This window comes from Priestia sp. P5_B4, from assembly GCF_056400385.1.
This window is the reverse complement of record NZ_JBFULJ010001307.1, coordinates 1-766: the sequence shown is the minus strand read 5'-3', so window position 1 is coordinate 766 and position 766 is coordinate 1. Positions and strand designations below refer to the sequence as shown.

General features: G+C 70.4%; 1 pseudogene. It reads right to left on the bottom strand.

Annotation, left to right across the window (positions count from 1 at the left end):
• Positions 1 to 686 (bottom strand): annotated as a pseudogene (locus AC1DRF_RS30655) (hypothetical protein); the annotation flags it as partial.
• Positions 687 to 766 lie beyond the last annotated feature (80 nt).

The window sequence follows — 766 nt, the reverse complement described above, 5'->3', positions numbered from 1 at the left end:
GGTGTTGCCGTCGCGCGCAAGGCTTCGACCGCAAGCGCGGCTTCGACCGGTGTTTGCGCGAGCGGAATGAATTCGATGGGCGGGGCTTCGATGCCGGCCGGTTCGAGCGGCGCTGCGGAATCGGGGGATTCGGCAGAGCGCGTTGCGACGCCCGGTGTCTCGACCGCAGGCGTTTCGACGACTGCCGCGTCCTGCGCGGCCGCCGCCGCGCGCTTCGCGGCGCGCTCGCGCAAGGATGGCACGGGTCTTACGGTGGCTTTCTTCTTCGCCTCCTCCGCCGGTGGCGTCGTTTCGACCACCGCCTTCTCGACCTTCGGCTTGGCCTTGGGTTTGATCGAGGACCACAAGGCCGCCAGGCGCACGGACATCGTGGGGCCGGCAGGCCGCTGCGGTTTCGGTGGCGCGGGTGGCTTCGCTACGGGCGCCGGCGTCGCCGGCTTTTCGCGCTTGCGCTTCGCGGGCTTCTCGGCGGCTTGCGATGCACGCGCCTTGTGCGGCGGCTTTTGCGCCATCAAGGCGATGACCGCATCCTCGCTGCGTTGGGCTTGCGGCGGTGCGGCTTCGGGTTCGGTTGCGGCTTCGGATTCTGCCGGCGGCTCGGGGGGTGCCGCAGCTGCCTCCACTTGCGCGGGGCGTTCGGACGGCGCGTCGGTGGTTTCGACCGCTCCCTGCACTTGCGCGTCCAACGGCTTCCCGCAATTCGGACAGACCTCCGGCGGCCGACCGCTGCGCGGATCGACCGTCACCAGGAACTGGCAGTGGGGAC